Source organism: Streptomyces sp. UNOC14_S4, from assembly GCF_020740835.1.
GTDB lineage: Bacteria > Actinomycetota > Actinomycetes > Streptomycetales > Streptomycetaceae > Streptomyces.
On sequence record NZ_JAINFC010000327.1, the window covers coordinates 1 to 8,751 of the forward strand.

The window sequence follows — 8,751 nt, forward strand, 5'->3', positions numbered from 1 at the left end:
GGGTGCGGGGGTGCGCCTACGGGGGTGCCTCTTGCGCTTGGCGCGCGGCTGCGGGGCGTCGGTGGTTGCTCGCGCCGTTCCCCGCGCCCCTTACGCCTACGAGCTCGGTTCGTCAGGTCGTTCGGCGACTGCGGCGCCGTCGCCGGTTGCTCGCGCCGTTCCCCGCGCCCCTTTCGGGGCGCGTGCATGAGGCTGCTCCTGCGGAAGACCGGGGCGCTCGTGGTGAGCGCTGTCGTTGCCAGTTTCGTCGTGTTCGCGTTTCTCGCCGTGTTGCCCGGTGATCCCGCCGAGGTCGCGCTCGGGACCAACGCCACGCCTGATGCCGTGGCCGCCCTGCGGCACGAATTCGGTACGGATCGGCCGCTTGCCGTGCAGTACGCCGACTGGGCTCAGGGGCTGCTGCACGGCGATTTCGGGACCTCGTACGTCACGCACGACCTCATCGGGCCGCGGATCAGCGACCGGCTCGGCGTGACGTGCTGGCTCGCCGGGGGCGGGATGCTGGTGGCCGTCCTGTTCGCGCTGCCCGCCGGGGTGCTGGCCGCCGCCTGGCACCGCAGGGCCGCCGGGACGGTGCTGTCCGCGCTCAGCCAGGCCGGGATCGCCGTGCCCGCCTTCCTCGCGGGCATCCTTCTCGTCTACGTCTTCGCCGTACGGGCCGGGGCCCTGCCCGCGGGCGGCTACACCCCGCTCGCCGACGACCCCGGGGAATGGGCCCGCCACCTCGTGCTGCCCTGTCTCTCCCTCGGGCTGGTGCAGGGCGCCGTCCTCACCCGCTACGTACGCTCCGCCGTACTGACCGTCCTGCACCAGGACTTCCTGCGCACCGCCCGCGCCAAGGGCAGGCGGCGCCGGGCGGCGCTGTGGCGGCACGGGCTGCCGAACGCCGCCGTGCCCGTCCTCACCGTGCTCGGGCTCCAGCTCAGCACCCTGCTGGTCGGGGCCGTCGTCGTGGAACGGGTCTTCGTCGTGCCCGGCCTGGGCGACCTGCTGCTCCAGGGCGTGGCCGACCGCGACCTGCTGCTCGTCCAGGGCGTCGTGCTCGTCCTCGTGGTGGCGGTGCTCGTGGTGAACGTCCTCACCGACCTGCTGTACCACCTGGCCGACCCCCGGCTGCGGAGCCGCTGATGCGCAGGAGGTACGGGCTCACGCTGACCGTCGGCGGAACGCTCGTCGCCCTCGTCCTCGTCGCGGCCCTGCTCTCGCTGCTGTGGACCCCCTACGACCCGCTGCGTGTCGACGCCGCGCACCGCCTCGCGGGCCCCGGCGGCGCGCACCTGCTGGGCACCGACCAGTTCGGCCGGGACATCGTCAGCAGGCTGATGACCGGGGCGCGCACCACGGTCTTCGTGGGCGTCGTGGCCGTGGGCTCCGCCGTGCTGCTCGGTGTGCCGACGGGCATCGCGGCGGGCATGTCGCGCGGCGCCCTCGGCGGACTGCTCATGCGGGTGAGCGACTTCCTGCTCGCCTTCCCCGCCCTGCTGCTCGCGATCATGCTGGCGGCGGTGTACGGCACGAGCACGGCCACCGCGATGGTGGCCATCGGCATCGCCTCCGCGCCCGGCTTCGCACGCGTGAGCCGCGCGGCCACCCTGCGCGTCATGGCCGCCGAGTACGTGGACGCGGCCCGGCTCGCGCGGCGCGGCCGGTGGCCGATCGCCCTGCGGCACGTCCTGCCGAACATCCGCGACGTGCTGATCGTGCAGACCTCCGTGGCCTTCGCGACCGCCGTGCTCGCGGAGGCGGCGCTGTCCTATCTGGGCCTCGGCACCCCGCCGCCCACCCCCTCGTGGGGCCGGATGCTGCTGGACTCGCAGGAACTGCTCTTCTCCAGGCCCGAACTGTGCCTGTGGCCCGGGCTCGCCGTCGCCGCCGCCGTCCTCGGGCTCAACCTTTTCGGCGACGGCCTGCGCGACCGCTTCGACCCGACGCTGGAGGGAGTCCGGTGAACAGCCCGGTGAGCAGTCCGGCGAGTCGTCCGGCGAGCCGTCCCCTGCTGGAGGTCGCCGGGCTCGGTGTGGACGCCGGTGACGTGCCCCTCGTCCGCGACGTCTCCTTCACCGTGGCACGCGGTGAACGCGTCGGCGTCATCGGCGAGTCCGGCTCCGGCAAGACGCTCACCGCCCTCGCGCTGCTCGGCCTCCTCGACGACGGGCTGAGGGCGAGCGGCAGCGTGCGTCTCGACGGCGTGCCGTTCGACCTCGTGGGCGCGGGCGACCGGGAGCTGTCGGGCATCCGCGGCAGGCTCGCGGGCATGGTCTTCCAGGAGCCGATGACCGCCCTCAACCCCGTGATGCGGGTCGGCCCGCAGATCGCCGAGACCCTGCGGCTGCACGGCACCCGCCCTACGCGCGCCGCGGCCGGTGCCACCGCCGTCGAACTCCTCGGCCGGCTGCGGCTGCCCGACCCGGACCGCGCCGCGCGCTCGTACCCCCACCAGCTCTCCGGCGGACAGCGGCAGCGCGGCGTCCTCGGTATCGCCCTCGCCAACGACCCCGCCCTGTTCATCTGCGACGAGCCCACCACCGCCCTCGACGTCACCGTCCAGAAGGAGATCGTCGACCTCGTCACCGGCCTGTCCGACGAACGCGGCACAGCCGTGCTGTACATCAGCCACGACCTCGCCCTCGTCGCCTCCGTCTGCCACCGGGTGCTCGTGATGTACGGCGGGCGGATCGTGGAGAGCGGCCCGGTGGAACGTGTGCTGTCCCGCCCCTCCCATCCGTACACCGAGGCGCTGCTCGCCGCCTGCGACCTGACGCCCGGTACGCGCCCGAGGGCCATCCCCGGCAGTGTGCCGCCGCCCGGTGCCGCCGCCGCGGACGGTTGCGTGTTCCGCGACCGGTGCGCCTATGCCGACGACGCGTGCGCGGTACGGCCGGAGGCGGTTCCGGACGTACGGCCGGGCGGCGGAGCCGTCGCCTGTTGGCACCCGCGGACGTCCGCAGGGCTTGTTATTACCCCGGACGTGGAGACGGACGTGCAGCACCGGCCCGCACCTGGACCGGTGCTGCTCACCGCCCGCGGCCTGACCCGCCGCTACGCCGGGCCGCGCGGCCGTCCCTTCGCACGGCGTGCTTTCCTCACCGCCCTGGAGGACGTCGACCTGGAGCTGCGCGCGGGACGGCGGCTCGGCGTGGTCGGCGAGTCGGGCTCGGGCAAGACGACACTGCTGCGCCTCCTCGCGGGGCTGGACCGGCCGACGGCGGGCACGGTCTCGACGGGCGCTGCGGGTGCCGCGGCCTGTGCGGACGGCGGTTCCGGCATCCAGGTCGTCTTCCAGGACCCCATGGGCTCGCTCGACCCGCGGATGCGGGTGCGCGACATCGTCGCGGAGCCGCTGCGCGCGGGCGGCGGCACCGCGGCGCGCGTCGCGGAGGTGCTCGCGGCGGTGGGCCTGCCGCCCGACGCGGGAGCGCGCTACCCGCACCAGTTCTCCGGCGGCCAGCGCCAGCGCGTCGCCATCGCCCGGGCCCTGGCGCCGGGCCCGTCCGTCCTGCTGGCCGACGAGCCGGTCAGTGCGCTGGACGTCTCCGTACGGGCACAGATTCTCGACGTGCTGCGCGAGGTGACGGAGGAACGCGGCATGGGCCTGTGCGTCGTCTCCCACGACCTCGGCGTGATCCGCTATCTGTGCGACGAGGTCGTGGTGCTGTGGCAGGGGAAGGCCGTGGAGCGCGGCGCGGTGGAGGACGTCTGGGAACGGCCGGAGCACTCGTACACGGAACGGCTGCTGGGCGCGATCCCCGCGGCCCTGAACCGGTGAACTGCCCTGATGAACCGTATCGGTGAAACCCCTGGCTTCGGGGCGGGCCGGGGCACGGGGGAGAATCCGGTGCGTCGACAGTCGTCAGGAGTGAAGTCATGACCTCATGCTGGATCGCCCGCGGCCCAGGCCGGCCCGGCGCGCACCGCCTCTACCTCTTCCCGCACGCGGGCGGCTCCGCGGGCGAGTACCTGTACTGGGCCAAGACGATCCAGCAGGCCGACCCGCGCGCCGTCCAGCTCCCCGGCAGGGGCACCCGCCTCGGCGAGGAGCCCGTGCACGACCTCGGCAAGCTCGTCGCCGGTCTGGCCGGGACCGGTGAATTCACCGGCGAGTACAGCTTCTTCGGCCACAGTTTCGGCTCGTTGCTCGCCTATGAGCTCACCTGCGCGCTGCGTGACGCGGGACTGCCCCTGCCGCGGCGGCTCGTGGTCTCCAGCGCGCCCGCTCCGCACATCCGCCGGACCTTCTTCGGCGCCGAGGGGATGGACGACGACGAGCTGCTCGCCGCGGTGCAGGCACGGCACGGCGGCATCCCGGAGGAGGTCCTCGCGTACCCCGAGATGCGGAAGATGATCGCCACGTCCCTGCGCGCCGACTACACGGCGCTGGAGACCTACTCCTGGCCGCGCCACGCGCCACTGCCCGTGCCGGTCACGGTGCTGGCCGGGGCGGACGAGGAGATGGCGCGGGGGGACGGGCTGGCGGCGTGGAGCGAGCACACGACGGCGGGGGCCGTCACTGTGCGGACCTTCCCGGGCGGGCATTTTTACTTGCGCGGCGATGGGGCACCCGTGGTGCGGGAGACGCTGGGTTCGCTTCTCTGACGGCTCTCCGCAGCGGAGCGCTCGGACACGGTCGACACCTGTCCCCGGCCGCGTCACGGCCGGTACCGCGCATGCTCGGCATCGGCAGAGGGGGTGGTGCCGGGAGCCGTGGACAGGTTGCCGCCGTGCGCATCGATGATCGCGGCCGGTCGGACATCAAGTCAATCCTAAGAGTTGACTCGATCCACCCAAGTCATGGCTTGGGTGACGGGTAGTCTGATGCCCATGACGCTCGATGACCTGAAGGTGTTCGTCATGGTGTGCGAGGCCCGCAATCTCAGTGCGGTGGCCCGCGAGATGAATTGCAGTCAGTCGGCGGTCAGTCAGCACGTGCGCCGCCTGGAACGGGAAGTGGGCGTTCCGTTGATGGAGCGTCAGCCGCGCGGCGTGGTGCCCACCCCCGCGGGCCGCATACTCCAGCGCGCCGCGAGCGACGGGCTCACCGCGCTCTCCGAAGGGCTCCGGCGGCTGGACGAGCTGCGCACCGGGCGGGGTGGTGGCGTCGTCATCGCCACCGGCGCGACCTCCATCCGCAATCTGATGGGCCCGGCCATCAAGGACTTCAGCCGCACGTTCCCCGCCGTGGGTCTGGAGTTCCATACGGAGCGCTCCAGCCGCCGCTGTCTCGACGTGCTGCGTGGCGGTTCCGTCGACCTCGCCTGGGTGACGATCACCGCCGACGCGGACGCGCAGGGCGTCGAGCAGCGGACGGTCGTCAGCCTGGAGTGGGTGCTGGCCGTGCGGCGCGAGGACCCGCTCGCCCAGGAGGCCGCGCTGAGCGCCGAGGACCTGGAGCGGACGCGGCTCATCCGCCCGCCGACGGGCACGAGTTCGGGCCGTCAGGTGGAGAACTACCTGGGCGCGCACGGCCTCCCGCCGCGCGCCACCACCACCCGGGCCACCGACTGGGACACCGCGCTGCTCCTCGCGGAGCTGGGCCTGGGGCACGCGCTGATCCCGGCGGTCCCGGCGCTGGTCGACCAGCCGGGGGACGGCGTCCGGCTGATCCCGGTCACCGGCATCCCGTCACTGGACGTGGGATGGGCCGCCCGGCAGTGGTCCGCCCTGACCCCCTCCGCCCGGGAGTTCGCCGACACGGTCACCCGGCACGTCGCGGGCACCGCTGCCGGGGCCTGACCCGTCCAGGGCGCACAGCGTCCCGTAGGCCGCCTGCACGAAGGGGGCCAGGGGCGTCGGTGCCGTGTCCGCGAGGGCCGCGAGGGCGATGCCCGCCTGCGGCAGGAAACCGGCGAAGGCGGTGAACCCCCGTGTGCCGCCCGAGTGGTGCAGCAGCGCGCGGCCCGCGCGGGGGCGCCGGTTCCACACCAGGCAGATCTGGTTGCCCGTGCGGGGCAGCGCGAGCCGGGGACGCTGCACGTCCGCCAGGGCCAGCCGCAGGCTCGGCGGCCCGGCCCGCTCCGGGGCGAGCAGGGCCGCCAGACAGCGGAGCAGGTCGCGGGCGCTGGAGCGCAGGGCGCCCGCCGCGGGCAGCCCGGGGACCAGCCAGGGCGGGCGCGGCCTGCCCCGCCAGTGCCCCACCGCCTGGGGGCGGTACGGGTCGCAGTCGGTGTCCGCCAGCCCGAGCGGGGTCAGCACCCGTTCGCCGAGCAGCTGTCCGAAGTCCCCGTCGGGGCCGCCCGCCGCACGGGCCAGGACGTGCCCCAGCAGCCCCACCCCGTAGTTGGAGTAGCGCACCCGGGTGCCCGGCCGGTGGTGCAGCCGGGTGCGGGGGAGCGCGGCCAGCAGGTCGGCCGCGGAGAAGGCGCCGTACGGGTTGCTGAACCAGGCGGCGCGCGCCGACCGGTCGAGCAGCCCGGGCGGCAGCCGCGGCAGCCCGGCGGTGTGCGTGGCCAGGTGCAGCAGGGTGATCGGCGGACCCGGTACGGCGCACGGCAGATACCGTTCGACCGGATCGTCGTAGCGCACCTCCCCCTGGGCGACGAGCTCCGCGAGCAGCAGCGCCGTGAACGTCTTCGTGAGGGAGCCCACCTCGAACCGGGTGTCCGGCTCGGCGGGCCCCCGGCACAGCACCGCGCGCTCCTCCCCGCGCACGGCGGCGACGGCCACGGCCTGCGCGCCGTCGGCGGCGCCCAGGAGGGGCGCCAGGAAACTGTCGAGCGCCGTGCTCACGGCTCGCGCGCCGCTCGTGCGAGCGCGATGGAGCCCGCGACGGCGGTGACGACGACGGTGTGCTGGTGTTCCTTGAAGCGTTCCTCGGGATCGTCGGGCACGGGGGCGCCGTCCCGGGGGACGAAGCCGTCCTCGTGCTGCAGGGCGGCGATGGCCTCCCAGTCCTCGGGCGCGCAGTACGGCTCGTCCAGGGAGGCACCGACGATCAACAACTCGCCCACCAGGTCCCATTGCCCGACCTCGCGCCAGATGTCGATCCACACCGGCAGCCAGGCACGTACGTACTCGGCCATGGCGGCGGGCAGACCACGCGGGTTGCCGCCCCAGTCGGTGAGATGGAAGACCGTGTGCGTCATCGTGTACGCGGTGATCCAGTTGATCGCCCAGGGCTCGGGGGTGGCGCCGAGCCAGGTGGCGCGGGCGAGCGCCGCCCAGTCCAGGTCCTGGTCGAGCCCGGCGACCCGGACCGCGTTGGCCACGGCGAGCCTGCGGTTGGGCAGCAACTCCACGGCGTTCGCCAGGCGCAGCCGCGCGTGGTGGGCCAGCAGCCGGTCCAGGGCGGCGTGACGGTAGCCGCAGCGCGCGAACGCCGCGTACATCTCCAGCGGGTCGGTCATCAGGGTGTGCCGGAGCTGCCGCTCGTAGAGCATGTCGCCGTGCCGGTACTGCTGCCAGGCGAAGTCCAGCAGACTCTGCGCGGCGACCAGCTGGCCCGGTCCGGCGATCCCGTCGCGCAGGACGAGGGACGCGGCCAGCGCGGACTCGCCGAGCGGCTTGTAGGCGCCGTCGGGATCGGTGAGTTCGGCGGTGGTGTCGGGCGGCAGGGTGCCCAGCGTCCGGTTGGCGTGCAGCCAGGACAGCGCCCGGTCGGCCATGCTGCGGGCCGCCGCTGCCACGGGTGCGGGAACGGTCATGTCCGTGCCTCCTGCGCCTGCGTGGCCTCGGGGAGCCGTCCTTCCAGCAGACGCCGCGCGACGGTCAGGTCCAGGGCCATGCGCGGACTCTCGCCGCCCAGCAGCCGGACGTGCTCCAGCGCGAGCAGCGGGTCCAGCGGCAGCGCCACGCCCTCGTGGTCGAGCCACGCCAGCCAGCGGATGAGCCGTACGGCCGTGGGGAAGTCGCGGCGCAGCACGCAGCGGGTGACGCCCCGGCTCAGCGGCAGGGCCGCGCCACGCGCCGCCTCGTGCACCGGCCCGTCCAGTCCGGGCTGGGCGAGGGTCGCCAGCTGGGCCATGCGCACGGACCAGCGCTGCCAGTCCGCGGTGTCGGCGAGCGCCGCGTCGCCTTCGGGCTGTGCGGCGAGCGCGTGGCCGGTGGCTTCGCCGTACCGGGCGGCTTCGCCGTATTGGGTGGCTTCGCCGCGTTGGGCGGCGGCAGCGCCGCCGACCCGGGCGAGCAGCTGGGCGGTCGCCCAGTCCCGCCAGGCGGACGTGTGCTCGTCGGTGGGCGCCGTCGGGTCGGTGGAAGGGAGCGGGAACGCCTCGAAGGAACGCGTCACCGCGGCGGCGTCCTCCGCGTGGAAGGTGGCGCCCGCCAGGACGTAGGGGGAGAAGGTGTCCGCGCCGATCACCCGGATGGCGGCGAGGGCCGCCAGGGCGTCGGGCGCGCTGTCGACGTGCCCGGCAACCAGCGCCGTGCCCCCAGCGCCCCGGAGGGCGCTGAGGACACGGACCGCCAGATCATCGGCCGCCGCGGCGAAGTCCGCGCGGGAGCTCACTTGCCCTTCGGCTCCTTCGGCTCCTTGGGGGACATGGCCAGCAGCCCGAGCAGGACGCCTCCGGCCTCGGGGGCCGGCAGGGGCGGGTCGCTGATCGCGGCCTCGGGCTCCACCATCAGGTCGCCGAGCGCGGCTACCGCCGTGTCCGCGGTGGGTGACGCGATGGTGCGGGTGGTTTCTTGAGCGAGCATCAAAGTCTCCTTGCAGCTCCTTGCCGAAATAACATCACATATCCGTGATGTCGCATTTGAGTTTGAGAGGGTGTCGGGGAGTCCGCAAGCGGGACGCGGCTGGTTTGGAGCGTTTGGGTG

At 74.0% G+C, this 8,751-nt stretch carries 9 protein-coding genes; 5 read left to right on the top strand and 4 right to left on the bottom strand.

Going from position 1 to position 8,751, the window contains the following annotated elements; all coding sequences use genetic code 11:
- Positions 1-186 precede the first annotated feature (186 nt).
- From K6I34_RS25070 to K6I34_RS25090, 5 genes are all read left to right on the top strand, one after another.
- Positions 187-1,128: an ABC transporter permease gene (locus K6I34_RS25070; protein ID WP_229328666.1), complete on the top strand. Its 942-nt coding sequence runs from the start codon at positions 187-189 to the stop codon at positions 1,126-1,128.
- Positions 1,128-1,949 carry an ABC transporter permease gene (locus tag K6I34_RS25075; RefSeq protein WP_229328669.1) on the top strand — a complete coding sequence of 274 codons (822 nt, stop codon included), beginning with the start codon at positions 1,128-1,130 and terminating at the stop codon, positions 1,947-1,949. The genes K6I34_RS25070 and K6I34_RS25075 overlap by 1 nt, the downstream gene beginning before the upstream one ends.
- Entirely contained in the window at positions 1,946-3,766 is a 1,821-nt protein-coding gene (locus tag K6I34_RS25080) for an ABC transporter ATP-binding protein (RefSeq protein WP_229328671.1), read from the top strand. The genes K6I34_RS25075 and K6I34_RS25080 overlap by 4 nt, the downstream gene beginning before the upstream one ends.
- Before the next feature lie 98 nt (positions 3,767-3,864).
- Entirely contained in the window at positions 3,865-4,593 is a 729-nt protein-coding gene (locus tag K6I34_RS25085; protein WP_229328673.1) for a thioesterase II family protein, read from the top strand.
- A 225-nt stretch (positions 4,594-4,818) separates the two neighbouring features.
- Positions 4,819-5,730, top strand: a complete 912-nt coding sequence (locus tag K6I34_RS25090; protein WP_229328675.1) for a LysR family transcriptional regulator — start codon at positions 4,819-4,821, stop codon at positions 5,728-5,730.
- Here the strand turns inward: K6I34_RS25090 and K6I34_RS25095 are convergent.
- The 4 genes from K6I34_RS25095 to K6I34_RS25110 are packed head-to-tail and all read right to left on the bottom strand — an operon-like array spanning position 5,620 to position 8,631.
- Positions 5,620-6,723, bottom strand: a complete 1,104-nt coding sequence (locus tag K6I34_RS25095; protein ID WP_229328677.1) for a serine hydrolase — start codon at positions 6,721-6,723, stop codon at positions 5,620-5,622. The genes K6I34_RS25090 and K6I34_RS25095 overlap by 111 nt on opposite strands.
- Positions 6,720-7,637 carry a hypothetical protein gene (locus K6I34_RS25100; RefSeq protein ID WP_229328679.1) on the bottom strand — a complete coding sequence of 306 codons (918 nt, stop codon included), beginning with the start codon at positions 7,635-7,637 and terminating at the stop codon, positions 6,720-6,722. The genes K6I34_RS25095 and K6I34_RS25100 overlap by 4 nt, the downstream gene beginning before the upstream one ends.
- Complete coding sequence (locus tag K6I34_RS25105) at positions 7,634-8,440, bottom strand: hypothetical protein (protein WP_229328681.1); 807 nt, start codon at positions 8,438-8,440, stop codon at positions 7,634-7,636. Before K6I34_RS25105 ends, K6I34_RS25100 begins: the two co-directional genes overlap by 4 nt.
- Positions 8,437-8,631: a hypothetical protein gene (locus K6I34_RS25110; RefSeq protein ID WP_229328682.1), complete on the bottom strand. Its 195-nt coding sequence runs from the start codon at positions 8,629-8,631 to the stop codon at positions 8,437-8,439. The genes K6I34_RS25105 and K6I34_RS25110 overlap by 4 nt, the downstream gene beginning before the upstream one ends.
- Positions 8,632-8,751 lie beyond the last annotated feature (120 nt).